21 protein-coding genes and 1 tRNA gene are annotated in these 23218 nt (G+C 73.3%); 10 read left to right on the plus strand and 12 right to left on the minus strand.

The window, feature by feature from the left end; all coding sequences use genetic code 11:
* Both dhaL and dhaK read right to left on the minus strand, forming a co-directional pair.
* A partial coding sequence (dhaL, locus tag ACWDBE_RS08585) for a dihydroxyacetone kinase subunit DhaL (protein WP_449807558.1) occupies positions 1 to 510 on the minus strand: 510 nt, incomplete at its 3' end.
* Positions 511 to 561: 51 nt separating this feature from the next.
* The gene (dhaK, locus tag ACWDBE_RS08590) at positions 562 to 1557 is read right to left on the minus strand and encodes a dihydroxyacetone kinase subunit DhaK (RefSeq protein ID WP_449792336.1); all 996 of its coding nucleotides are present in this window, start codon (positions 1555 to 1557) and stop codon (positions 562 to 564) included.
* A gap of 166 nt (positions 1558 to 1723) precedes the next feature.
* Here dhaK and dhaM point away from each other — a divergent pair, with 166 nt between their 5' ends.
* Positions 1724 to 2116 (plus strand): dihydroxyacetone kinase phosphoryl donor subunit DhaM, encoded by a 393-nt coding sequence (gene dhaM / locus ACWDBE_RS08595; protein ID WP_449792335.1) that lies wholly within the window; start codon positions 1724 to 1726, stop codon positions 2114 to 2116.
* Between the two features lie 56 nt (positions 2117 to 2172).
* Here dhaM and ACWDBE_RS08600 read toward each other — a convergent pair whose 3' ends face one another.
* On the minus strand, positions 2173 to 3885 hold the full coding sequence (locus ACWDBE_RS08600) for a bifunctional 3'-5' exonuclease/DNA polymerase (RefSeq protein ID WP_449807559.1): 1713 nt from the start codon (positions 3883 to 3885) through the stop codon (positions 2173 to 2175).
* A 256-nt stretch (positions 3886 to 4141) separates the two neighbouring features.
* On the opposite strand from ACWDBE_RS08600, the gene ACWDBE_RS08605 reads away from it, so the two are divergent.
* On the plus strand, positions 4142 to 6166 hold the full coding sequence (locus ACWDBE_RS08605; RefSeq protein WP_449807560.1) for a M3 family metallopeptidase: 2025 nt from the start codon (positions 4142 to 4144) through the stop codon (positions 6164 to 6166).
* Positions 6167 to 6208: 42 nt separating this feature from the next.
* Here ACWDBE_RS08605 and ACWDBE_RS08610 read toward each other — a convergent pair whose 3' ends face one another.
* Both ACWDBE_RS08610 and ACWDBE_RS08615 read right to left on the minus strand, forming a co-directional pair.
* Positions 6209 to 7648, minus strand: coding sequence for a glycoside hydrolase family 5 protein (locus tag ACWDBE_RS08610; protein WP_449807561.1), 1440 nt, complete (start codon positions 7646 to 7648; stop codon positions 6209 to 6211).
* A 165-nt stretch (positions 7649 to 7813) separates the two neighbouring features.
* Positions 7814 to 8437 (minus strand): TetR family transcriptional regulator, encoded by a 624-nt coding sequence (locus ACWDBE_RS08615; RefSeq protein WP_449792331.1) that lies wholly within the window; start codon positions 8435 to 8437, stop codon positions 7814 to 7816.
* 134 nt (positions 8438 to 8571) lie between these two features.
* On the opposite strand from ACWDBE_RS08615, the gene ACWDBE_RS08620 reads away from it, so the two are divergent.
* Positions 8572 to 9798, plus strand: coding sequence for an acyl-CoA dehydrogenase family protein (locus tag ACWDBE_RS08620; RefSeq protein WP_449792330.1), 1227 nt, complete (start codon positions 8572 to 8574; stop codon positions 9796 to 9798).
* A gap of 1 nt (position 9799) precedes the next feature.
* On the opposite strand, the gene ACWDBE_RS08625 is transcribed toward ACWDBE_RS08620, so the two are convergent.
* Positions 9800 to 10408, minus strand: coding sequence for a hypothetical protein (locus tag ACWDBE_RS08625; RefSeq protein ID WP_449792329.1), 609 nt, complete (start codon positions 10406 to 10408; stop codon positions 9800 to 9802).
* Between the two features lie 133 nt (positions 10409 to 10541).
* Positions 10542 to 11351, minus strand: coding sequence for an enoyl-CoA hydratase/isomerase family protein (locus tag ACWDBE_RS08630; RefSeq protein ID WP_449792328.1), 810 nt, complete (start codon positions 11349 to 11351; stop codon positions 10542 to 10544).
* Between the two features lie 68 nt (positions 11352 to 11419).
* Between ACWDBE_RS08630 and ACWDBE_RS08635 the strand changes: the two genes are divergently transcribed.
* Positions 11420 to 12277, plus strand: coding sequence for an MFS transporter (locus ACWDBE_RS08635; RefSeq protein ID WP_449792327.1), 858 nt, complete (start codon positions 11420 to 11422; stop codon positions 12275 to 12277).
* Between the two features lie 183 nt (positions 12278 to 12460).
* Here the strand turns inward: ACWDBE_RS08635 and ACWDBE_RS08640 are convergent, their stop codons facing one another.
* On the minus strand, positions 12461 to 13009 hold the full coding sequence (locus ACWDBE_RS08640; RefSeq protein WP_449792326.1) for a GNAT family N-acetyltransferase: 549 nt from the start codon (positions 13007 to 13009) through the stop codon (positions 12461 to 12463).
* 74 nt (positions 13010 to 13083) lie between these two features.
* Here ACWDBE_RS08640 and ACWDBE_RS08645 point away from each other — a divergent pair, with 74 nt between their 5' ends.
* Entirely contained in the window at positions 13084 to 13692 is a 609-nt protein-coding gene (locus ACWDBE_RS08645) for a TetR/AcrR family transcriptional regulator (RefSeq protein ID WP_449792325.1), read from the plus strand.
* 249 nt (positions 13693 to 13941) lie between these two features.
* Here the strand turns inward: ACWDBE_RS08645 and ACWDBE_RS08650 are convergent.
* Positions 13942 to 14017, minus strand: a tRNA-Arg gene (locus tag ACWDBE_RS08650).
* Positions 14018 to 14669: 652 nt separating this feature from the next.
* On the opposite strand from ACWDBE_RS08650, the gene ACWDBE_RS08655 reads away from it, so the two are divergent.
* The 5 genes from ACWDBE_RS08655 (at position 14670) to ACWDBE_RS08675 (ending at position 20408) form a co-directional block, all read left to right on the plus strand.
* Positions 14670 to 15284 (plus strand): single-stranded DNA-binding protein, encoded by a 615-nt coding sequence (locus ACWDBE_RS08655; RefSeq protein ID WP_449792324.1) that lies wholly within the window; start codon positions 14670 to 14672, stop codon positions 15282 to 15284.
* 358 nt (positions 15285 to 15642) lie between these two features.
* Positions 15643 to 17076 carry a Cys-Gln thioester bond-forming surface protein gene (locus tag ACWDBE_RS08660; protein ID WP_449792323.1) on the plus strand — a complete coding sequence of 478 codons (1434 nt, stop codon included), beginning with the start codon at positions 15643 to 15645 and terminating at the stop codon, positions 17074 to 17076.
* 347 nt (positions 17077 to 17423) lie between these two features.
* Positions 17424 to 19088 (plus strand): energy-dependent translational throttle protein EttA, encoded by a 1665-nt coding sequence (ettA, locus tag ACWDBE_RS08665; protein WP_449792322.1) that lies wholly within the window; start codon positions 17424 to 17426, stop codon positions 19086 to 19088.
* A gap of 154 nt (positions 19089 to 19242) precedes the next feature.
* On the plus strand, positions 19243 to 19686 hold the full coding sequence (locus ACWDBE_RS08670) for an acyl-CoA thioesterase (protein WP_392878771.1): 444 nt from the start codon (positions 19243 to 19245) through the stop codon (positions 19684 to 19686).
* 29 nt (positions 19687 to 19715) lie between these two features.
* Complete coding sequence (locus tag ACWDBE_RS08675; protein WP_449792321.1) at positions 19716 to 20408, plus strand: hypothetical protein; 693 nt, start codon at positions 19716 to 19718, stop codon at positions 20406 to 20408.
* A 71-nt stretch (positions 20409 to 20479) separates the two neighbouring features.
* Here ACWDBE_RS08675 and ACWDBE_RS08680 read toward each other — a convergent pair whose 3' ends face one another.
* From ACWDBE_RS08680 to ACWDBE_RS08690, 3 genes are all read right to left on the minus strand, one after another.
* Complete coding sequence (locus ACWDBE_RS08680; protein WP_392878766.1) at positions 20480 to 20884, minus strand: globin; 405 nt, start codon at positions 20882 to 20884, stop codon at positions 20480 to 20482.
* 152 nt (positions 20885 to 21036) lie between these two features.
* Positions 21037 to 22173, minus strand: coding sequence for an ABC transporter permease (locus tag ACWDBE_RS08685; RefSeq protein WP_449792320.1), 1137 nt, complete (start codon positions 22171 to 22173; stop codon positions 21037 to 21039).
* Positions 22170 to 23087 carry an ABC transporter ATP-binding protein gene (locus ACWDBE_RS08690; RefSeq protein WP_449792319.1) on the minus strand — a complete coding sequence of 306 codons (918 nt, stop codon included), beginning with the start codon at positions 23085 to 23087 and terminating at the stop codon, positions 22170 to 22172. The genes ACWDBE_RS08685 and ACWDBE_RS08690 overlap by 4 nt, the downstream gene beginning before the upstream one ends.
* Positions 23088 to 23218: the final 131 nt, after the last annotated feature.

Below are 23218 nucleotides of genomic sequence, written 5' to 3' on the forward strand. Positions count from 1 at the left end.
GGCCGGGTGGGGGTGGGGGGGGGGGCGCCCGGGTGGGGCGGGGGGGGGGGCCCCCGCCCCCGGGGGGGGGTGGCCGGCGCCGGCCGCGGCGCGGAAGGCGGCGACGGCCGGGGTCCAGGCGTCCACGATGGTCTTGTCGCCCGGTTCGGCCTTGCCGAGGAGGCGGACGGCGTCCAGGCCGGCCGACAGGGCCTCGGCGACCGCGGCCGGGCCGGCCGGCTCGGGCAGGGCGGCGCCCATCGCACGGAAGGCCTTGCCGTAGAGCGGGCCGGAGGCGCCGCCGACCTTGGAGATGAGCGTGGTGCCGGTCTTGGTGAGGACGGCGCCCGGGCCGGCCGGCCGGAGGCCGTCCAGGGCGGTCAGGGCGGCGGCGAAGCCGCGCTGGAGGTTGCTGCCGTGGTCGCCGTCGCCGATCGCCGAGTCCAGCTCGGTGAGCCGGGAGCGCTCCTTCTCGACGGCCGCGGCGATCGCGCGGATCCAGGCCTCGGCCAGGGCGGTGTCGAAGTCCATGGGGTCTCCTTCGGTGTGGCTCGGGGCTGGGGCGAATCGATCGGACACGCCCTACGCCCGCTTGAGGGCGGGGGTGTCGACCGGGGCGTCCCAGAGTTCGAGCAGCTGGGCGTCGGCCTTGGTGAGGGTGAGCGAGAAGCCGGCCATGTCCAGGCTGGTGACGTAGTTGCCGACCAGGCTGCGGGCCACCGTGATGCCGCGCTCGGCGAGCCTGGCGGCGACCTCGCCGTAGACCACGTACAGCTCCAGCAGCGGGGTCCCGCCGAGGCCGTTGAGCAGGGCGATCACCTCGTCGCCAGGGGTCAGGTGGTGGTCGGTCAGGATGGTCTCGACCACCTCGGCGGCGAGTTCGCGGGCCGGGCGGAGCTTCTCGCGCCGGCGGCCGGGCTCGCCGTGGATGCCGACGCCGACCTCGATCTCGTCCTCGGGCAGGTCGAAGCCGGGCTTGCCGGCCGCCGGCACGGTGGCCGCGGTGAGCGCGATCGCGAAGGAGCGGGAGGCGGCGTTGACCCGCTCGCCCAGGGCGGCCACCTCGTCCAGCGGGGCGCCGCGCTCGGCCAGCGCGCCGGCGGTCTTCTCGACCAGGAGGGTCGCGCCGGTGCCCCGGCGCCCGGCCGTCCAAGTGGAGTCCTCGACCGCGACGTCGTCGTTGACCAGGACGGTGCGGACCTCCAGCCCCTCCTCGGCGGCGAGTTCGGCGGCGAGCTCGAAGTTCATCACGTCGCCGGTGTAGTTCTTCACGATGAAGACCACGCCGGCGCCGGTCTCCACGGCCTTGGCGGCGGCCAGCATCTGGTCCGGCACGGGCGAGGTGAACACCTCGCCGGGGCAGGCGGCGTCGAGCATGCCGGGGCCGACGAAGCCGCCGTGCAGCGGCTCGTGGCCGGAGCCGCCGCCGGAGATCAGCGCGACCTTGGCGGCGGCCGGGCGGGCGGCCCTGGTGATCACCCGGTTGGGGATGTCCACCGCCAGCTCCGGATGGGCGGCGGCGATTCCGGCCAGCGCGTCCTCCAGGACGCCCTCCGGGGTGTTGATCAGCTTCTTCAACGTTCTTCGCTCCCTTGGTGACCTGGGTGACCTGGGCGGGGACGCCACGGCCGTCGACGCCGTCGCCCCGACGCTACGCCAGACGGGGGTGGTGGGCACGGGGTGCGACACGCGGGATTCCGATCACTCTCCCGGAGCAGCGGGTTCCGGCCGTAGGGTCGGCCGCATGAGTGAGAACGTGGGCATTGTTCTGGTCTCGCACAGCGCCCGGCTCGCGGAGGGGCTGCGCGAGCTGCTCGGCGAACTCGCCTCGGACGGCGTGCGGGTGGTCGTCGCGGGCGGCACCGAGGACGGCGGGCTCGGCACCAGCTACGACCTGATCGCGGCGGCGATCGCGCGGGCCGACGCCGGGGCGGGCGTGGTCGTGCTGCCGGACCTCGGCAGCTCGGTGCTCACCGCCGTGACGGTGCTGGAGGACGAGCCGCGCCCGGGCGTGAAGCTGGCCGACGCGCCGTTCGTGGAGGGCGCGGTGGCCGCCGCCGTCACCGCCTCGACCGGGGCCGGGCTGGCCGAGGTGGTCGCGGCGGCCGAGGACGCGCGCGGGTTCCGGAAGCTCTGAGCTCCGGGCGGCGCCGAAGGGAGCCCCCGCGGGACGCCCCCGGGGGGAAGCCCTGGTCACTTGGCGTCGGCGTAGCAGTCCACCACCGCCGTGCTGAGCGGGAAACGCACCGGGGTGTCGCCGAACACCAGCCGGCGGGCCTCCTCGGCCGCCTCGGCGATGGCGGAGGCCACTTCGTCGGCGAGGTTGGCCGGGGTGTGCACGATCACCTCGTCGTGCTGGAAGAACACCAGGTGCGGGCGGTCCGCCGGGCTGGGCACCGGCAGTCCGTTCAGCCGGCGGCGCAGCGCCGCGAGCAGGGCGAGCGCCCAGTCGGCGGCACTGGCCTGGATGACGAAGTTGCGGGTGAAGCGCCCACGGGCGCGGGCGGTGCGGCCGCCGGCCACGCCCGCCGTCTCGCCCTCTGTGAGGTCGAGGAAGTCCGCGGAGGCCGGCGGGCAGACCCGGCCGAGCCGGGAGGCGACCACGCCGCCGTCCTCTCCGGTGCGGGCGGCGGCCTCGACGTAGCCCATCGCGGCCGGGTAGCGGCGGTGCAGGGTGTTCAGCAGCGGGCCGATGTCGCCGCTGGTCTGCCCGTACATGGCGCCGAGCAGGCCGAGCTTGGCCTTCTCGCGGTCGCCCTGGAAGGCGTGGGCGGCGAGTGCCTCGTACAGGTCGCCGCCGGCGGCGGTGCGGGCCAGCCCGGCGTCCTGGGACAGCGCGGCCAGCACCCGTGGCTCCAGCTGGGCGGCGTCGGCGACGACCAGGTGCCAGCCCGGGTCGGCGACCACGGCGCCGCGCAGGATGCGCGGGATCTGCAGGGCGCCGCCGCCGCGGCTGGCCCAGCGGCCGGAGACCACGCCGCCGACCACGTACTCGGGCCGGAACCTGCCGCCGCGGGCCCAGGCGTCCTGCCAGGCCCAGCCGTGGGCGACGTGGATCCGGGACAGCTCCTTGTAGCGGACCATCAGCCGCGCGGCCGGGTGGTCGATGCCCTTGAGCTCCCAGGAGCGGGTGGAGCCGAGCTGGAGGCCCGCCTCGGCGAAGGCGCGCAGCACCTGGGCGTGCGAGTCGGGGTTGAACGGCTTGACGCCGAGGGCCCGGTGGAGCTCGACGGCGAGTTCGGCGAGGAGCCTGGGCTGGGTGCCGGAGACGGTCGGACGGGGGCCGAGCAGCTCGGTCAGCAGCCGGTCGTGGACGTCGGCCCGCCAGGGCAGTCCGTCGTGGGCCATCTCGGCGGCCACCAGGGCGCCGGCCGACTCGGCGGCGACCAGCAGCCGGAACCGCTGCCGGGCGGCCGGGTCGGTGAGGGCGGTGATCCGGCGCTGCTGTTCGGCGTGGACGGCGACCACGGCCGCCAGGGGGTCGGCGCCGGGCGGCAGTTGCAGCCGGTCGGGGGCGAACAGGGTGTCCTGGCCGTCGTCCGCGTCGGCCAGGCCGGGCTCGGGCAGGTCGTCGGGGACGGGCAGGCCGCGCAGCCGGGCCCAGGCCGCGCCGAGCGAGCGGGGCGCGCCGAAGCGGCCCTCGTGCGCCAGCAGCAGCGCCTCGACCAGTCGGAGGTCGTGGCAGCGGGCGAGCCGGTCGGGCAGGTGCGGCAGCAGCGGGGTGTACGCCGAGTCGGCCGCGGCCCAGACCCAGCGCGGACGCTCGGCGGCCTCCCGGGCGGCGACGGCGGCGGCGAGGTCGCGCACGGCCTCCGGCGGGCCGAGCGGGGCGCCCGCGTCGTCCAACGGCTGGAGCCGGCCGCCGGGGCCGTGGGGGTCGGGCGCGAGGGCGGTCCTGGGTGCCACGGGGGCTGCTCCTCTCCGGCGCGCGGTCGGGCGTGCGGGGACGGGGACGGGACGGGGTGCGAGCCCGCGGGCGGGGCGCGCCGCGGCCCGCGACCGACGGGTCCGCGCCGTCGACGTTAACGGGTGGGTCCGACAACGGGCGGCAGGCGGGTGCGGCCGGGGTCGGCGGGCGGGTGCGGCAGGGCCCACGGGCGGCGGTCCGCGGCGGGCGGTAAAGCGTATGAGCGGGGCGGGTGACACGGCGTATGGTCGCGAAATGACCGAGAACCCGTTCTTCCAGGCCAGCCCGCTGGTCTACGAACTCCCGCCGTTCGCCGAGATCCGCGAGGAGCACTACCTGCCCGCGTACGAGCGGGGCATGGCCGAGCAGCTGGCCGAGAGCGCGGCGATCACCGCCGACCGGAGCCTGCCGACCTTCGAGAACACCCTGGTGGCCCTGGAACGCTCCGGGGAGCTGCTGCGCCGGGTCGACGCGGTGTTCCTCAACCAGTCCTCCTCGGACACCACCGACGTGCTGGACGAGGTGGAGGCGAAGGTGAGCCCGCTGCTCGCCGCCCACCACGACGCGATCCACCTGGACCTCGCGCTGTTCGCCCGGATCGAGGCGCTGTACGAGGAGCGCGCCGGGCTCGGCCTCGACCCGGAGTCGCTGCGCCTGCTGGAGCGCCGGTACACCGCCTTCGTGCGGTCCGGTGCCCGCCTGGGCGCGGCCGAGCAGGCCCGGCTGCGCGAGCTGAACGCCGAACTCGCCGCGCTCGGCACCACGTTCCAGCAGAACGTGAACGCCGTCACCCGCTCCGCCGCGCTGGTGCTGGACTCCGCCGAGGAGCTGGCCGGGCTGTCGGAGGGCGCGATCGCCGGCGCCGCGGAGAACGCCCGGGTGCTCGGCCACCCCGGGAAGTACGTGCTGAGCGTGCGGAACACCTCCGGCCAGGCCGAGTTGGCCCAGCTCACCGACCGCTCGGTGCGCGAGCGGCTGCTGGCCGCCTCGCTCGCCCGGGGCCTCGACGTCAACGGCCCGCTGGCGATCCGGATGGCCGCGTTGCGCGCCGAGCGGGCCGCGCTGCTGGGGCACCCGAGCCACGCCTCGTACGTGGTGGCGGACGAGACGGCCGGCACCGTCGAGGCGGTCTCCGGGCTGCTGTCCCGACTGGTCGGCCCGGCCGTGGCGATGGCCCGCCGGGAGGCCGGGGAGCTGGCCAGGGAGGCCGCCGCGGACGGGATCGGGGAGATCGCCGCGCACGACTGGGCGTACTACTCGGAGAAGGTCCGGCAGAGCTCCTACCAGGTGGACGCGGCGGTGCTGCGCCCGTACTTCGAGCTGGAGCGGGTGCTGCGGGACGGCGTGTTCTTCGCCGCGAACCTGGCGTACGGGGTGAGCTTCACCGAGCGGCCGGACCTGGTGGCGCACCACCCGGACGCCAGGGTCTTCGAGGTGTTCGAGGAGGACGGAAGCCCGCTGGGCCTGTTCATCGGCGACTTCCACGCCCGGGCGTCCAAGCGCGGCGGCGCGTGGATGTCCGAGCTGGTCGCCCAGTCCGGGCTGACCGGGCGGCGGCCGGTGGTGCTGAACAACCTGAACATCCCGCGCCCGGCGCCCGGCGAGCCGGCGCTGATGGACTGGGACGAGGTGCGCACGCTGTTCCACGAGTTCGGGCACGCGCTGCACGGGCTGTTCTCGGACGTGCGCTACCCGCTGTTCTGGGGCACCTCGGTGCCCCGGGACTTCGTCGAGTTCCCCTCGCAGGTCAACGAGATGTGGATGGTCCGACCGGAGGTGCTGGCGAACTACGCCCGCCACCACGCGACCGGGGAGGCGCTGCCGGCCGAGCTGGTCGAGCGGATGAAGGCGGCCGAGGGCTTCGGTCAGGGCTTCCGGACGGTGGAGTACCTGGCGGCCACGCTGCTGGACTGGGCGTGGCACACCGTGCCGCGGGGCACGGAGATCGAGGACGCCGAGGAGTTCGAGGCGCGGGCGCTCGCCGCGGCCGGGATCGCGGTGGACGCGATCCCGCCGCGCTACCGGACGGCGTACTTCCAGCACATCTTCGCCAGCGGCTACAGCGCGGCGTACTACGCGTACATCTGGTCGGAGGTGCTGGACGCGGACACCGTGCAGTGGTTCGAGACCAACGGCCGCCCGGTGCGGGAGAGCGGCGAGCTGTTCCGCCGCGAGCTGCTGTCGCGCGGGTTCAGCCGGGACCCGCTGGAGTCCTTCCGCGCGGTGGTCGGGCGGGCGCCGGAGACCGGGCCGCTGCTGGCCCGCCGGGGGCTGGCGTGAGCGGCCCGGCCACGACGCTCGCCGGGTTGCTCGCCGGGCGGCTCACCGCGCGGTGAGCGTGACCGTCACGGTCGTGCCCGGGCGGGCGTGCGGGAGCCGGATGCGTACGGTTCCCGCGTGCCCGCCCGTCGGCTGCTCGACCTCGACCCGGGCGCCGGCCGGGGCGACGGCGACCGCGGCCCCGTGCGGGAACGCGGCCGGGGGGAGCAGGAGTTCGCTGCCGCGCCCGGTGCCGTCGGCGCGCCAGCTCACGCCGGTGGCGGCCGTCCGGACGTCCGTGCCCGCGACGGCCACCGGGTACGGGCCGAAGGCGGGCTCGTCGCCGGGGGCGGGGCGCCCGGCCGGGTCGAGCGCGCAGTAGCCGCCGGCGCCCCGGCACCAGTACCACATCGTCCAGCCCTCGGCGAAGCCGTCCATCGCGGTGACCTGACGGCGGACCAGCTCGGCGTTGCCCGGGGTGCGGGAGTTCGGCGGGCCCCACTCGCCGACCAGGACGGGCAGGTGGTGGGCGGCCGGGTAGTCGGTGATCGCGGCGGTGTACCGCTCGACGAAGCCGCCGGCCGGATCCCAGTCGGCGCCGCCCTCGACCGCGGTGTCGTAGAAGTGCGGCGCGTAGCCGAGCCGGGGTGCGCCGGAGCGCGGGTCGGCGAAGCCGGGCAGCCGGGTGGGCACGCCCTGGCCGACCAGCACGGTGGGTTCCACGAACAGCCAGGCGCGGGAGTCGGACCGGCGCACGGCGGCGATCAGGCGGCGGTACATGTCGGCGAGCCGGCCCCGCTCCAGGGCGGCGGCGGAGGCGGCCAGCACGGCCGGGTCGCTCGGGTCGCCGTCCACCGGGCCGAACGGCTCGTTGAACAGGTCGTAGCCCAACAGCGAGCGGTGGCCGCGCAGTTCGCGGGCGAGTCGGGTGTAGAAGTCGGACTGCCAGGCGCGCAGGTCGGGGTCGTCGTAGAGGTGCCGGAAGGCGGCCTGGACGGCGGGCTGGAAGTAGCCGGCGAACCAGTCGTCCGGGTCCGGGGTGAAGGGCAGGCCGTCGTCCCGGGTGGCCCAGGCGGGGACGCCGTTGTTGCCGCCGACGAACTTCGGCCCGTAGACGTCCTGGTGGAAGTCGATCAGGACCAGCAGGCCGAGTCGGTCGGCCCGGTCGAGGAGCCGCTGGAGGCGGCGCAGCTCGGTGGCGTCGAGGTGGCCGCGCCGGGGTTCCAGCCTGGTCCAGGAGACCGGCAGCCGGACCAGGGTGAAGCCCTGGGCGGCGACGGAATCGAGGTCGGCCGCGGTGGCCTCGGCGTACTTGTCGAGGTTGAAGCCGCGCAGCCGCAGGCGGCGGCCCTGGGCGTCGGTGAGGGAGGTGCGGCCGTCGGCGGCGGTGACGGTGCCGGTGGGGAATCGGTCCGGCGGCCCGTCGTGGGCCGAGGCCGGGACGGCGGTGAGGGCGGCGGTGGCGGCGAGCAGCAGGGCGACGGCGGTGCGGCGCAGGCGCATCGGGGACCTCGCACGGCGGGGGTGGGGGTGGGGCCCGATGATGCCCGGACTGTCGTGTGCCGCACAAGAGTTCAGTCGGCGGACGGTGCTTCGCAGGTGCTCCGGCCGGCGGGCGTAACGGTCGGCGGACGTGTCGGCCGGCCGGCGGTTCAGCCGGCGGACGGTTCAGTCGGCGGACGGTTCCGGCGCGGGCGGCAGGACGGCGGTCGGCAGGTCCGCGGCGGCGGCCAGCCGGCCCCAGAGCAGGTCGGCCAGCGCCTGTACCATCCGGGTGCGCGAGCAGGGCTTGCTCTCCAGCCACCAGTCCCCGGCGGCCAGCACCATGCCGGTGATGCCCCGGCCCCAGGCCTCGGCGAGCAGGTCGCGGTCGGCGCCGAGGTCGACCTGGCTCTGCACGGCCCGGGTGATCTCCTCGGCGATCTGCCGGAGCGCGGGGGCGAGCGCGTTGCCGGCGCCGCTCGGGTCGCCCGGCTCGGGGTGGGTGAGCAGCCGGTAGACCTGGGGGCGGGCCTCGATCCCGGCGAGGTAGGTGTCCAGGACGTGCTCGACCCGGTCGCGGCGCTCCAGCGGTTCGGCGAGGGCGGCCCGGACGGCGGCCAGCAGGCCGCCGGTGTGGCGTTCGGTCAGGGCTCTGATCAGGCCGTTCCGGTCGCCGAAGTGGCGGTAGAGGATCGGTTTGGTGATGCCGGCCTCGGCGGCGATGGCGTTCATGCTGGCGCCCGGCCCCTCGCGCTGGATGACCCGGTCGGCGGCGTTGAGCAGCTGCTCGCGGCGGGGCTCTCGGGACATGCGCTGCTCCTCGGGTCGGGTTTCGGCGGGGTCTGCCTGGGCGTTGACACCGGTTACCAATCAGTAGCAGACTCCGACGATGTTACCCGAGGTAACACCCCGGCCGGCCGCACACGTCTTCGGAGGCAAGCACCATGAGCAGCACGTTCTCGCTGGATCCGGGCGCGGACCAGCTCGCCGTACGCGACTGGCTGCACGGCTTCGCCGCCGACGTGATGCGCCCGGCCGCGGCCGAGTGGGACGAGCGCGAGGAGACCCCCTGGCCGGTCATCCAGGAGGCCGCCAAGCTGGGCATCTACTCGCTGGACTTCTACGCCCAGCAGTACTTCGACCCCTCCGGCGTCGGCATCCCGATCGCCATGGAGGAGCTGTTCTGGGGCGACGCGGGCATCGGGCTGTCCATCGTCGGCACCACCCTCGCCGCCGTCGCGGTCCTGGCCAACGGCACCGACGAGCAGATCGGCACCTGGACCCCGCAGATGTTCGGCACCCCCGAGGACGTCAAGGTCGCCGCCTTCTGCTCCTCCGAGCCGGACGCCGGCTCCGACGTCTCGGCGCTGCGCACCCGGGCGGTGTACGACGAGGCCAAGGACGAGTGGGTGCTCGACGGCGCCAAGACCTGGGCCACCAACGGCGGGATCGCCGCCGTCCACGTGGTGGTCGCCACCGTCGACCCGGAGCTCGGCGCGAAGGGCCAGGCCTCCTTCGTCGTCCCGCCGGGCACCCCGGGGCTGAGCCAGGGCCAGAAGTTCAAGAAGCACGGCATCCGCGCCTCGCACACCGCCGAGGTGGTGCTGGACGGCGTCCGGGTGCCCGGCAGCTGCCTGCTCGGCGGCAAGGAGAAGCTGGACGAGCGCCTCGCCCGGGCCCGCGAGGGCGTCAAGCGCCCGGGCGGCAGGGGCAACGCGGCGATGGCCACCTTCGAGGCCTCCCGCCCGGCCGTCGGAGCGCAGGCGATCGGCATCGCCCGGGCCGCGTACGAGGTGGCGCTGGACTACGCGAAGACCCGGGAGCAGTTCGGCCGGCCGATCATCGACAACCAGGGCGTGGCCTTCCAGCTCGCCGACATGCGGACCCGGATCGACGCGGCCCGGCTGCTGGTCTGGCGGGCCTCCTGGATGGCCGTCAACAACCAGCCGTTCACCGCGGCCGAGGGCTCGATGTCCAAGCTGTACGCGGGCGAGACCGCCAAGTACGTGACCGCGCAGGCGATGCAGATCCTCGGCGGCAACGGCTTCACCCGCGAGTACCCGGTGGAACGGATGCACCGGGACAGCGCGATCTACTCGATCTTCGAGGGGACCAGCGAGATCCAGCGGCTGGTGATCGCCCGGGCGATCTCGGGGATGCCGATCCGCTGACTCAGCGGGCCAGCCAGAAGGTGAGCCCGGCGGTGACCGCGCCCACCACCGCGCCGACGACGGTCTGCGCGGTGGTGTGGTCCCGCAGCACCACCCGGGACCAGCCGATCACCGGGACCAGCGGGCCGAGCAGCAGCCAGAGCGGGCCGAGCGCGACGGCGAGGCAGACCACCGCGCCGGTGGCCACGGCGGTGTGCACGGAGACCTTCCACCAGGCGGTGATCACCAGGATCGGGACCAGCGAGGCGAACATCGCCAGCACCAGCGCGGTCAGGTCGGTCGGGGCGTCCAGTGCGATCATCACCGCGAAGCTGAGCAGCACCGAGGCCATGATGAGCGGGAAGACGGTCAGCCGGCGCTGCCGCCGGCCGACGTGGCGGTCCGTCACGGTGCCCCTGCGCATGCCGTACCGGATGATCAGGGTCGGGACGACGGCGGCGAACAGGACGGCGAACAGCGCCCAGCCGATGCCCGGCCAGCCGTAGCGCAGGCCGCCCAGCAGCGGGAGCAGCACGAGGATCACGTTCTTCGGCTCCAGGCCGTCGGTGATCCGGCGGGCCCAGACCGTCCGGCTGGTGGGGGCGGGCGCGGTCTCGGCCTCGGTCGTCATCGGGGTGGTGCTCCGGGGGCGTGTGGGGGGCGGGCGGGTCTCGGTCGGATGATCGTATGGGTTGCGGGGTGCGGCCCGAGCCCTCAGGAGCGGGCGGGACTCAGGAGCGGGCGGGGCTCAGGAACGGCGGGACTCAGAAGCGGGCGGGGCGGCCCTCCAGGAAGGCGGCCAGGCCCTCGCGGACGTCCGAGCCCTCCCGGGAGCGGAGCAACCAGGGGGCCAGGACCTCGTCGGCCCGCTCGGGCGGGGCGTCCAGGACGGCCTTGGCCGCGCCGATGGTGTGGGTCGAGCGGTGGGTCAGCAGCCGGGCGAAGTCCAGGGCGGCGGCATCCAGTTCGGCGTCCGGCAGGACGCGTTCGGCCAGGCCCAGCGGCAGGGCGTCCCGGCCGGTCACCAACTCGCCCGAGAACAGCAGGTATTTGGCTCGGGCCGGGCCGATCAGCCGGGACAGCCGTACGGTCGGCACCGCCGAGTAGACCACACCGAGCTTGGCCGGGGTGATCCCGAGGCGGGCGTCCTCGGCGACGAAGCGCAGGTCGCAGGCGACGGCCAGTTGGCAGCCGCCGCCGACGCAGGCGCCGTGCACCACGGCGAGGGTCGGGTGCGGGAAGGCCGCCAGCGCCTCCTCGGCGGCGACGTTGGTCGCGTGGTAGGCCTCCGCGCGGTCCGGATCGCCGTACACCTCGGAGAGTTCGGCGATGTCCGCGCCCGCGCTGAAGGTGTTGCCGGCGCCGGTGAGCAGCAGGACGCGCACGCCCTCGTGGCCGGCCAGCTGCTCGAGCACCTTGGGCAGCGCCTGCCAGATCGCCAGGGTCACCGCGTTGCGGCGGTGCGGGCGGGCGAACTCCAGCACCGCGACGCCGTCCTCGCCGACGTACGCGTTGACGCCCTCGGCCTGCGCGGGCAGGGCGGAGCGGTCCCGCGTGAGCAGCGGCTGGTCCATGCGCACCTCCGGTCGGTCGTGGTGCGCCAACTCTCTCAGGCGGCGCCGGAGCCGTAGTCGCCGAGGCCGTGTTCGATCAGGGCGAAGGCGCGGCGGCCTTCTCGGTCGGCCTGCTGCTGGTCACCGAGTGGGGCGGCACGGAGTACGCCTGGACGTCCCCGGTGATCCTCGGGCTGGCGGCCGCGACCCTGGGCGCGTTCGGCCTCTTCCTGTGGCGCCAGGCCACCGCCGCCGAGCCGGTGCTGCCGCTGTCGCTGTTCCGGATCCGCGCGGTGCGGCTGGGCTTCGCGATCCAGGGCCTGGTCGGGATGGGCATGATCGGCTCGATCGTCTACGTGATGCTCTACCTGCAGGTCGCCCGGGGCGTCGCCCCGACCTCGGCCAGCCTCTACCTGATCCCGATGGCGGCCGGGATGACGGCGTCCGGGATCGTGGCCGGCCGGCTGAGCGGGCGCGGCCACTCGACCCGGACGTTCCCGGTGGTCGGCGCGGGCTGCTCGGCGCTCGCCCTCGCCCTGCTCGGCCTCAGCGGACCGGACACCGGGCTGTGGGCGGTGCTGGCCGAACTCGCCCTGCTGGGCTGCGGGCTGGGGCAGCTGATCGGCCAGCTGATCACGGTGGTGCAGGAGGCCGCGCCCGCGCCCCGGAACCGGCTGGGGGTGGCGACCACCGGCATCCGGTTCTTCCAGAGCCTCGGCAGCGCGCTCGGCGCGGCGCTGTTCGGCACCGTGCTGTCCCGGGTCTTCGCGGCGGGGGAGCCGGGGCGCTCGCTCGGTGCGGTCGGCGCGCTGGCCGGTGCGGCGCGGGAGCAAGCGGTGCGCAGCTTCACGGACGCGGTGGACGAGGTGTTCCTGTCGGCGGGCGGGGTGCTGGCGCTGGTGTGCGCGCTGCGGCTGCGGTCGACGGAGGAGGCCCCGGCCGCCTGACGGGGGCGGCGGCCGAGGCGGCGGGGCCCGGTGGACGCGGGAGTCCACCGGGCCCCGCGCTGTCGCGGTTGCGGGCCGGCCGGGTCTTCGGGCCCTCGGGCCCGGCCGGTTCCTCGGGCCCGGCCGTTTCTCAGACCCAGCCGTTTCCCGGGCCCGGTAGGCCCTCCGGGCCCGGGCGGCTCCTCAAGCCCGGCCGGTCCACTCCGAGGCCAGGATGGACCAGATCTCCTTGTCGTAGCGGACCCCGTTGTACGGGAACCACTCGCGCAGGACGCCGTCGCGGGTCATGCCGACCCGCTCGGCGACCGCCCGGCTGCGGGCGTTGACGGAGGAGCACCACCACTCGGCGCGGTGCATGCCGCGGGTGACGAAGGCGTAGTCGAGCAGCTGCCTGACGGCCGCGGTGACCAGCCCGTGGCCCTCGCCGGCCGGCTCGGTCCAGGCGCCGATCTCGCAGACGCCGGACCGGGCGTCGAAGTTCACGAACATCACGCCGCCGACCAGCGTGCCGTCCAGCCAGATGCCGTAGATCCGCTTCTGGTCGGCGTTCAGGCCGTCGGCGTAGCGCTGGAGGGTGGCGCGGGCGGAGTCCAGGTCGACCGAGAAGGTGGCCCAGGGGATCCACGGGTCGGTGTGGGCGCGGGCGCGGTCCAGGTGGGTCAGGAACTCGGGGGCCTGCCAGGGCTCCAGCGGGCGCAGTTCGGCGTTCTCGGTGAGCGGTACGGCAAACACGGGCGGCCTTTCAGAGTGGTGCCGAGGTTGGCTGAATCATTCATAACAAACGTTTGGTATGTACGATAGCCCCCATGACACCGGCCCGCGGAGACCACGACGCCCGACGTTCCGAAGTGTCCGAGGGGGTGTGGCGCGTGCTCTCCAGTCGGGGCTTCGAGGGGCTGACGCTGCGCGCGGTGGCCGCCGAACTGGGCGCCTCCACCGGGATGTTGACGCACTACTTCCCGAACAAGCGGGCGCTGCTGAGCCACGCGCTGGAGGAGCTGGACCGACGCTCGCTGGCCCGGCCGCGGCGCACCGAGCCGGCGGACGGCGGCCCGCCGCCGTCCGGGCTGGCCCGGGTGCGGGCGTCGCTGCTGGACGTCCTGCCGCTGGACGACGAGGCCGCGGCCGACAACCGGATCTGGGTCGGCTCCTGGGACCACGCCCTGGCCGATCCGGAACTGGCGGCCGCCCACGCGGGCCGCTACGCGCGCTCGCGCACCGCGCTCACGGCGCACGTCGCGGACGCCCAGCGGCTGGGGGAGCTTCCGGCGCAGGCCGATCCGGCGGCGCTCGCGGCGGGGGCGCAGGCCTTCGTGCTGGGCCTGGTGGTGCAGGCGCTGTTCGCCCCGGAGGAGTTCCCGGCGCAGCGGCAGACGGAGCTGCTGGACGCCTATCTGGCCGGGCTGGCGGAGTAGGCCGGACCCGGTGGGCGGAGCGGGGTGGGCTGTTCCGTTCCGTTCCGTGCGGGGGATTCGCCGGGAATTCCGGTAGTTCCGGTTGGCCCCGTTTTCGGCCCCGTATTCGCGGCGCTCGCCGACATGCACACGCATGGTCACGAGTTCTGCGCGATGCGTGGGCGGCTTGTTCGCCGCGGGGGATTACGCGGTGGCCCGGAACGGATACGGAAAGTGTTCGCCGACTCGTTGGCCTGCAGAATTGCCGAGTGGTGCCCCCAGCAGGATTCGAACCTGCGACCTACCGCTTAGAAGGCGGGTGCTCTATCCGCTGAGCTATGGGGGCGGGACGGGCGGTGCCCTGGCGGGCGCGACCGTGGCCGGGATCGGGCTGGCGAGCGCCGGGGCGCGCGCTGTCCGGCCCCGTACCTGAGGGAGGGGTGGGGTGGTGGGCCCTCGCCCTGTCGGGGACAGGATAAGGGTGACCGGTTCCCCGGCCGGGCGTGACGACACCGCCGTTGGTGTGTCGGTTCGGTGGAGCGGTCCGATAATCGCAGGTGAAGGCCGTGAGTGCAGCGGTCTGGGAGTGTTCCGCGCCGGACGTTGTGCAGTCGTTACGGGGCTGCCTCCTCACCCGTTATGGATTCGGCACGGAGAATGTGCCGCCGACGGTGCGGGTGGGGGGCCTTAATCCGCTCGCCCCGGTCGGATGACGTGCGCGGACGGCCGGCGGGGCGCGTTCCGCCGCGTGTTCCCGGGCGGGTTCGGCGGCGCGTCGGCGAGGCGGAGAGCAGCGGGTTTGTTGTCATGGCCGCGAAGAAGCGGCGGTGAAGCGGCCGCGGAGGGCTGAAATTCACCCCTGCGAGTGACGGCAGTTCCGTAGTGGCGAGTTATCCACAGGATTTCGGAAGTCGGTGGCCGGGATTTCCCCGGAAGTGCAAGCTCAAGGCGCACCGGTCGATTCCGTACGGTGCATCGGCGAGAGCGGAGGGTGTGCCGTGAGCGAGACGCAGGTGACGGTGATCGGCAATGTGGCGACGGAGGTGAGCTACGGCGAAACCAGCGGCGGGGTGCCGATGGCCAACTTCCGGCTCGCCTGCACCGAGCGGAGGTACGACCGGCAGCGCGAGTGCTGGGTGGACGGCGAGACGCAGTGGGTGACGGTGACGGCCTGGCGGGCGCTGGCGGTCAATCTGATCGGCTCGCTGGCCAAGGGTGATCCGGTGCTGGTGAGCGGTCGGCTGCGGGTGCGCGAGTGGACGGAGGGGGAGGTGAAGCGGAGCCGGGTCGAGATCGACGCGCGATCGGTCGGGCACGATCTCACCCGTGGTACCACGGCGTTCCGGTGGGCGGCGGGGGTGCGCGGGCAGCCGGCCGGTCCCGGGCCGGGCGGCGCGGAGGCCGGTGGCGAGGTGGTGCCGGAGTGGATCGTCAGCGCGGTGGAGGCGCGCAGGGGTTCCGGGGCGCCGTACCGGGCGGCGCCAGCCCCGGCCCCGGTGCCGGTGGCGGCAGCCGCCGTACGGGCGCTGCCGGCGGGCGGGCGGCCGGCCGCGGGGGAGCCGGGCGAGGCGCCCGGGAGGGAGCGGGGAGGTGACGCCGGAGGGGTGCTCTGATCCGACGGGTCGGTGACCTTCCTGTCGACAAATATGTTGATCGAGACGGTCGTTGTACCCGCGGGCGCAATCCGACGGGATAACAGAAAACCGCACGCGAGTTTCTGGGTGGCCGTCAGCTTGTGTGGGACCTGAGGGGATTGATAACGATCCAGATACGGAATCGTCCTGATTTCGCATGGGGGTTTCGGGGCCTCCGGGGCTCAATAGGATTCGTCTGGTTCATACCCGCAGCGGTGCCACAGGGGGCACGCGCGGGACGGCAAGTCGGCGGGCCGCCCACTCGGTGCGGCCCGGCCCGGAGGGATCCCAGATGTTCCAGAGGCAGGGGCGGAGTCTGTCCCGGATAACCACTGTCATGCTCACGACCAGCTTGGCGTTGGGCGGAGGCCTGTTCGCGGCCGGTGCGGCGGCCGCTGCCGGCGCCGGTGCTCCGACCTCGGGCGTGACCGCCGAAGTCCTGAACGAGATGCTCGGCGAGAAGATCGATGTCGGGAACAGGACCGTCGACGGTGGTCTGTTCACCCTCAAGACGGACGCCGGCGAGAAGCTCCGGACGTACTGCATCGACTTCGACAACCCGGTCTACCTGGACAGCGGCGCCAGGTACCACGAGGCGGACTGGGCGTCGAGCTCCCTCAACGGCAACGCCAACGCGCCCAAGATCCGCTGGATCCTGGACAACTCGTACCCGCAGGCGGGCCTGGCGTCCCTGGCCACGGCCATCCAGGTCGACAGCCTGAGCGAAGCGGACGCCGCCGCCGGCACCCAGGCCGCGATCTGGAAGTTCTCGGACAACAAGAACGCCGTCCCGCGCAACGAGAAGGCCAAGAAGCTGCGCGACTACCTGGTCGGCGACGCCAACAAGGGCGTCGCAGCCGAGCCGAAGCCCTCGCTGACGATCTCCCCGGACTCGGCCTCCGGGAAGTCGGGCGGCAAGCTCGGCCCGTTCCTGCTGAACTCCAGCGCGAACGAGGTCAAGCTGAGCGTCACCGGCGACGCCGCGGACAAGGTCAAGCTGCTGGACAAGGACAACAAGCCGGTCAACGGCAGCCTGGCCGGCCCGATCGGCAAGGACACCCCGCTGTTCCTGGACGTGCCGGCCGGCACCCCGGACGGCAAGGCCGCCATCAGCGCCACCGCCGAGGCCAACGTGCTCAGCGGCCGGGTCTTCATGAGCAAGGTGGACAAGCAGGGCCGCCACAGCCAGACCATGATCCTGGCCAGCTCCACCAAGGTGAACGTCGCGGCCGGCGCCAAGGCCACCTGGAAGCAGGGCAAGGGCGCGCTGATCGACAGCTCCGCCAAGGAGGAGTGCGCCGCCGGCGGCGTGCGGGTGTCCGTCACCAACAGCGGTGACGAGGCCGCCACCGTCACGGTCGGCAAGCAGCAGGTCGCCGTCCAGCCGGGCAAGACCGAGACCGTTCTCGTCAAGGTCGAGGAGAAGGCGAACTACGACTTCACCGTGACCGGCCCGAACGGCTACACCAAGCAGTTCACGGGCGTCCTGGACTGCAAGGTCGGCGTGACCCCGACCCCGGCCCCGACCACCCCGGCCGCGACCCCGTCGGGCACCCCCGCCGCGACCCCGTCGGGCACCCCGAGCAACGGCGCCGGCCAGCCGGCCCCGGCGACCACCAGCGCCGCCCCGGGCACCGGTGGCCTGGCCCAGACCGGCGCCAATGACTCCACCCCGATCCTCGCCGCCGTCGCCGGTGGCCTGGTCGTGGCCGGTGGCGCCGCCGTCTTCGTCCTGCGCCGCCGCGGCCGCCACGGTCGCACCACCGCCTGAACCGGTCGGACCGGTCGAACCGACTGAACCGACCGAACCGACCGAACCGCCCGAGTGGGCCGGGGGGCACTGACCTCCCGACGCCCTGAGAGCGGCGACCGGCCCGGCTCCCCGCACCCGCTGCGGGGAGCCGGGCCGTCCCGCGTTCGGGGCCCGGCCGGCGTGCCTTGAGGGCCCGGCCGGCCGGGGTGTTGCCGGTGGGGCGGGAGCGGCGGGGCCGGAGCGGGCGGGGAGAGGGCTCCGGATACCCCCAAGGGGTCACCCGGGCGATTCGGGCCTCCGGGCCGGGTGCGGCACAATGGAAGGCTGCAAGCCGAATACTCCCGACGACGCCGGAGCGATCTCACGTGGCGGAATACATCTACACGATGCGCAAGGTGCGCAAGGCTCACGGAGACAAGGTCATCCTTGACGACGTGACGCTCAGCTTCCTCCCCGGAGCGAAGATCGGCGTCGTGGGCCCCAACGGTGCCGGTAAGTCCACCGTGCTCAAGATGATGGCAGGCCTGGACCAGCCCTCCAACGGCGACGCCTTCCTCTCGCCCGGCTTCACCGTCGGCATGCTGCTGCAGGAGCCGCCGCTCGACGAGTCCAAGACCGTCCTGGAGAACGTCCAGGACGGCGTCAAGGAGATCAAGGGGAAGCTCGACCGCTTCAACGAGATCGCCGAGCTGATGGCGACCGACTACTCGGACGCCCTGCTGGACGAGATGGGCAAGCTCCAGGAGGAGCTGGACCACGCCGAGGCCTGGGACCTGGACGCCCAGCTGGAGCAGGCCATGGACGCCCTGGGCTGCCCGCCCGGCGACTGGCCGGTCACCAAGCTCTCCGGTGGTGAGAAGCGCCGCGTCGCGCTCTGCAAGCTGCTGCTGGAGGCCCCCGACCTGCTGCTGCTCGACGAGCCCACCAACCACCTGGACGCCGAGTCGGTGAACTGGCTGGAGCAGCACCTGGAGAAGTACAAGGGCACCGTCGTGGCCGTCACCCACGACCGGTACTTCCTGGACAACGTCGCCGAGTGGATCCTGGAGCTCGACCGCGGCCGCGCCTACCCGTACGAGGGCAACTACTCCACCTACCTGGAGACCAAGCAGTCGCGTCTCAAGGTCGAGGGGCAGAAGGACGCCAAGCGCGCCAAGCGCCTCAAGGAGGAGCTGGAGTGGGTCCGCTCCAACGCCAAGGGCCGCCAGGCGAAGTCCAAGGCCCGTCTGGCCCGCTACGAGGAGATGGCGGCCGAGGCCGACAAGATGCGGAAGCTGGACTTCGAGGAGATCCAGATCCCGCCGGGCCCGCGCCTGGGCAACGTCGTCATCGAGGTCGAGAACCTCAACAAGGCCTTCGGTGAGAAGGTCCTGATCGACGACCTGAGCTTCACCCTGCCGCGCAACGGCATCGTCGGCATCATCGGCCCGAACGGCGCCGGCAAGACCACCCTGTTCAAGATGCTCCAGGACCTGGAGACCCCGGACAGCGGCACGGTCAAGGTCGGCGAGACGGTCAAGATCAGCTACGTCGACCAGACCCGCTCCAACATCGACCCGAAGAAGACCCTCTGGGAGGTCGTCTCCGACGGTCTGGACTGGATCAACGTCGGCCAGGTCGAGATGCCGTCCCGTGCCTACGTGTCGGCCTTCGGCTTCAAGGGCCCGGACCAGCAGAAGCCGGCCGGCGTGCTCTCCGGCGGTGAGCGCAACCGCCTGAACCTGGCGCTCACCCTCAAGCAGGGCGGCAACCTGCTGCTCCTCGACGAGCCCACCAACGACCTCGACGTCGAGACGCTCTCCTCGCTGGAGAACGCCCTGCTGGAGTTCCCCGGCTGCGCCGTGGTCATCTCCCACGACCGCTGGTTCCTGGACCGAGTGGCCACCCACATCCTCGCCTACGAGGGCGACAGCAAGTGGTTCTGGTTCGAGGGCAACTTCGAGTCGTACGAGAAGAACAAGATCGAGCGGCTCGGCGCCGACGCCGCCCGCCCGCACCGGGCCACCTACAAGAAGCTGACCCGAGGCTGACACCCAGCCGTCACAACGGCCCGGCAGACTGCCCTCCGGGCGGCCTGCCGGGCCGCGGCCCGTCGCCACCGCCCGTCGCGTGACGCTCTGCGCCACCGCCGGCCGACGCCGAGAAACGGCGCCGGCGGGCGACCGGACACCGAGGAGAACTCCCGTGGCTCGCCACATCTACGCCTGCCCGCTGCGCTGGTCCGACATGGACGCCTTCGGGCACGTCAACAACGTGGTCTTCCTGCGCTACCTGGAGGAGGCCCGGATCGACTTCATGTTCACCCAGGCCGCCGCGGCCGGCGCCGGGGAGTTCGCGGGCGGCTCGGTGGTGGCCCGCCACGAGATCGACTACAAGCGTCCGCTGGTGCACCGGCCCGAGCCGGTCACCATCGAGACCTGGGTGACCAGGATCGGCGGCGCCTCGCTGACCGTCTCGTACGAGATCAAGGACGTCGCCGAGGACGGCGGCGACATCGTGTACGTCCGGGCGTCCACCGTGGTCGTCCCCTACGACCTGGCCGAGGGCCGGCCGCGCCGGATCTCGCCGGTGGAGCGGGAGTTCCTCGGCCGCTTCATGGACGAAGAGCCGGCAGTCGCCACCGTCTGACCCCATCTGACGATTCGAGCTGAACGACTGTGACCATCACCGCCCGTCTCGCCCTGACCGACACCGGGGAGGCCGCCGACCTCTCCGCCTTCCTGCTGCGCCTGCTGCGCTTCGACCGGGCGGCGGCCGTCCGGATCCAGGCGGTGGGCCCGGGTGAGGGGGACGGCGTGCTGGCTGTCTTCGGACGGCTGCCGCTGGGCGGCAGCGGTGCGCTGGCGATCCGCACCGTGCGGCTGAGCGGCCTGGACGAGGCGGTGGACGTGACCGTCTCGGCGGGCCAGTTGCTGGACGGCGTGGACGCCGACGCGGGCGCCGTCGCGCTGCCGGCGCCGGTGACCGGCCCGGCCTGGGCCGGGATGCTGCCGCCGCGCACCGGCTGGCGGCCGGTCGGCGCCCCGCCGGTGGCCGAGGTGTACCCGGAACTGATGGCCGGGGTGCGGGAGTTCCGCGAGCGCAGCGAGGCCGTACCGGCGCACCACCGCACCCGCGCGGTGCTGGACGCGCTGGCCGACGAGATCTGGTCCCGGCCGGTCACCGCGCTGCCCGAGCTGCCGCTGCGGGTGCCGCACGCCGCGTACGTGATCGGCTTCCTGCGGCCCGACGCCCCGCTGACCGTGCACCGGGCGGGCGGCTGGCTGCGGCTGAGCGCCCCGGCGGGCTCGGTGGTGGTGCGCACCGTGGCCGCGCCGGGCGCGGGGCTGGGGCTGAGCCCGGTCCGGTGACCCCCGGCCGGATCCGGTGACCGCCCGCCGGAGCAGGGTGACCCCCGGCCGGATCACGGGGACGGGCCGGTTCAGCCCGGGGTGTTGATCATCGAGGCGGCAGCGTACGTCAGGTACTCGAGCAGCTGCCGCTCGTGCTCGGCCGACAGCTCCAGGCTCGCCACGGCCGCCCGCATGTGGGTGAGCCAGGCGTCGTGCGCGGCCTTGTCGACCTTGAACGGCACGTGCCGCATCCGCAGCCGCGGGTGGCCGCGCTGCTCGCTGTAGGTGCGCGGGCCGCCCCAGTACTGCATCAGGAAGAGCGTCATCCGCTCCTCGGCCGGCCCGAGGTCCTCCTCGGGGTACATCGGCCGCAGCAGCTCGTCCTGGGCGATGCCCTCGTAGAACCGGTGGACCAGCCGTCGGAAGGTCGGCTCACCGCCGACCTGGTCGTAGAAGGTCTCCTCGCTCAGCGTGCCTCGCCGGATCTCTGTCACCCGACCATGGTCGCAGACGCCGACGGGGTCGTACACCGGGACCAAAGGCGTACGACCCCGTCGGGATCGGTGGACGTCGACCAGCGGACGCCGGTCGGCTGGTGTCCGCGGGCAGGTCCGCGGACAGGTCTGCGGACATCAGCCGGGGAGGGTCAGTCCTCCCAGCGGAACAGCTTCCAGGAGATGCCGGTCAGCACCGCCGCGAAGAGCAGCAGGCCGCCCATGGTCGGCAGGGCGTCCATGACGCCGCCGCCGCGGGTGAGCACCGACTGGGCGGAGTCGACCAGGTAGTGCAGCGGCATGACCTGGGAGACGCCCTTCAGCCAGCCCGGGGCCCCGTCCAGCGGGAAGAACGAGCCGGACAGGAAGGACATCGGCAGCACGATGATCTGCGAGATGCCGTTGGCCGCCTCCTCGGTCTTGGCGACCGAGCCGGCCAGCAGGCCGATCGACATGAAGGCGAGCGTCGCGCAGGCCACCAGCGGGATGACCAGCCACCAGTTTCCGGTGAGCTTCAGTCCGAAGAAGCTCGTCGCGACCACCAGGAAGACGGCGGTCTGCAGGAAGGCGGTCAGCAGCGACACCAGGATCCGGGAGCTGACCACGGTTCCGGCGTTGATCGGGGCCAGTCGCAGCCGGCGCAGCACCTTGGACTTGCGCCAGTTGACCAGCGTCAGCGCGGCACCGAACACCGCGCCGGTGGCGACGGCCCAGCCGAGCAGGCCGGGGGTGAGGAACTGGATCGGCTTGAGCGACTTGTCCTCGACCTGCTGGGAGTCCAGCACGAAGGCCGGCTTCTGGCCGGTGGCCGCCTGGTTGGCGTTCTGGACCACCGAGTTGAGGATGCCCTGCAGCGCGCCGGCGCGGACCTGGTCGGCGGCGGTGTAGCGCAGCTCGACCTTGCCGTCCGGGCCCTGCTTGATCAGCGCGTCGTAGTCGCCCTTGCGGACCTTCTCCAGCGTGGCGGCCTCGTCGTCGGTCTTCGTGATGGTGAGGACCTTGTCCAGCCCGGCCCGCTCGTCGCCCTGGATGGAGTCGAACAGCTTCACCGCGCCGACCTGCGCCACCTTGGCGTGGGGGCTGCCGGAGCCCTTGGTCACGGTGCCGAAGAAGACCAGGAACACCAGCGGGAAGAGCAGGATGAAGAAGGTCGCGGTGCGGTCGCGCTTCATCCCGAGCAGCATGGCGCGGGACAGGCTCCAGAACGCGCTGACCCGCTCCCGCTCGCCGGCGGCCGGGCCGCCGCGCCGGGCGGGGGCCTGAGGCTCGGTGGGGGTGGTGGCGGTCATGCGCGGAACTCCCGTCCGGTCAGCTGGAGGAAGACGTCCTCCAGGGTGGCGCCGCGCACTTCCAGGCCGCGCAGCGCGTTCTGCTCGGCGAGGACGCTGAGCACCGGGGCCGGAAGGCGGGTGGAGACGGAGAGCGAGACGGTGTCGTCCTCGAGGTTGGCGATGTCCGCGCCGGCCGCGGTCATCAGCTCCCGGGCCCGGTCGAGCGGGAGCTGGCCGGAGGCCACGCTGATCCGGACGGTGTCGTCGATCTCGCGGATCAGCGCCGCCGGGGCGCCGGTGTGCAGGACCCTGCCGTGGTCCATGATCGAGACCCGGTCGCAGAGCACCTCGGCCTCGTCCAGGTAGTGAGTGGTCAGCACGACGGTGCGGCCCTCGGCGTTGATGTCCCGCAGGAGGTCCCAGAGGTTGCGCCGGGACTGCGGGTCCAGGCCGGTGGTGGGCTCGTCCAGGAAGACGAGTTCCGGATCGTGGGCCAGTGCGCAGGCGATCGACAGGCGCTGGGCCTGGCCGCCGGACATCTGGTCGGTCAGGGTCTCGGCCTTGTCCGAGAGGCCGACCCGCTCCAGCATCGCGTCGGCCCGCTTGGGGCCGACCCCGTAGAACGACGCGAAGGTGCGGATGGTTTCCCGGGCCGTCAACTTGCGGAAGAAAGCGGATGCCTGGAACTGCACGCCGATTCGCGGCAGCAGTTTCGGATTGCGCGGCCAGGGCTCCATGCCCAGCAGCTCGATCCGGCCCTCGTCCGGTTTCCGGACGCCCTCCAGGATCTCCATCGTGGTGGTCTTCCCGGCGCCGTTGGGGCCCAGGATCCCGTAGAACTCGCCGGCCTCGACGGTGAGGGACACCCCGTCGACGGCCTGCACATCCCCGTACCGCTGGCGGATGCCGTCAGCGGATATAGCAGCAGTCATGTGCCCTGAGCCTAGGGGTTGTGAAGGCTCCTGTGCACATCTGTGCGAGCGAATTTGCGGACATTTTAAAGGCGGTGCGAACAAAGCCGGGCCGGGCGGATGTCGAATTCCGCCCGGCCCGGCCGGAGTTG

The organism is Kitasatospora sp. NPDC001132 (assembly GCF_053598415.1).

Bases quoted from the DNA above. Each gene is read 5' to 3' on its own strand.
- dhaM (WP_449792335.1), top strand. From the start codon at position 1,724: ATGAGTGAGAACGTGGGCATTGTTCTGGTCTCGCACAGCGCCCGGCTC.
- ACWDBE_RS08605 (WP_449807560.1), top strand. From the start codon at position 4,142: ATGACCGAGAACCCGTTCTTCCAGGCCAGCCCGCTGGTCTACGAACTC.
- ACWDBE_RS08610 (WP_449807561.1), bottom strand. From the start codon at position 7,648: ATGCGCCTGCGCCGCACCGCCGTCGCCCTGCTGCTCGCCGCCACCGCC.
- ACWDBE_RS08615 (WP_449792331.1), bottom strand. From the start codon at position 8,437: ATGTCCCGAGAGCCCCGCCGCGAGCAGCTGCTCAACGCCGCCGACCGG.
- ACWDBE_RS08620 (WP_449792330.1), top strand. From the start codon at position 8,572: ATGAGCAGCACGTTCTCGCTGGATCCGGGCGCGGACCAGCTCGCCGTA.
- ACWDBE_RS08625 (WP_449792329.1), bottom strand. From the start codon at position 10,408: ATGACGACCGAGGCCGAGACCGCGCCCGCCCCCACCAGCCGGACGGTC.
- ACWDBE_RS08630 (WP_449792328.1), bottom strand. From the start codon at position 11,351: ATGGACCAGCCGCTGCTCACGCGGGACCGCTCCGCCCTGCCCGCGCAG.
- ACWDBE_RS08645 (WP_449792325.1), top strand. From the start codon at position 13,084: ATGACACCGGCCCGCGGAGACCACGACGCCCGACGTTCCGAAGTGTCC.
- ACWDBE_RS08660 (WP_449792323.1), top strand. From the start codon at position 15,643: ATGCTCACGACCAGCTTGGCGTTGGGCGGAGGCCTGTTCGCGGCCGGT.
- ACWDBE_RS08685 (WP_449792320.1), bottom strand. From the start codon at position 22,173: ATGACCGCCACCACCCCCACCGAGCCTCAGGCCCCCGCCCGGCGCGGC.
- ACWDBE_RS08690 (WP_449792319.1), bottom strand. From the start codon at position 23,087: ATGACTGCTGCTATATCCGCTGACGGCATCCGCCAGCGGTACGGGGAT.